Source organism: Bartonella sp. AP88HLJMH (genome assembly GCF_042195605.1).
GTDB lineage: Bacteria > Pseudomonadota > Alphaproteobacteria > Rhizobiales > Rhizobiaceae > Bartonella.
In genome coordinates this window covers 412-659 of record NZ_JBHIOR010000116.1, presented here as the reverse complement: position 1 = coordinate 659, position 248 = coordinate 412, and the positions used below count along the sequence as shown (strand labels likewise).

Sequence of the window (248 nt, the reverse complement as noted above, 5' to 3'; positions counted from 1 at the left end):
CAGCATAACCCTTAAACCCGTACATTATGGTTTTAATGCTCCATTAGAGCCAAGCAAACTGCGTATTATTCGTGCCAATAAGAAAAAGACTGATGAAGAACTTACAAAAGACGATGTTTTTACATTAGATCTTATAGATCGGGCTGTTGAACGCGCTAAACTTGCTAATCCACGTTTGCGCCCGGTTCGTGTTGATGGAAAATCGGCATATGTGATGTATCTCCACCCAACACAGGTGACCCAATTGC

The 248-nt window shown here is 41.9% G+C and carries 1 protein-coding gene; it reads left to right on the top strand.

The annotated features are described in order from the left end of the window. A partial coding sequence (locus tag ACFIMA_RS09895) for a DUF4043 family protein (protein ID WP_375693792.1) occupies nucleotides 1-248 on the top strand: 248 nt, incomplete at both ends.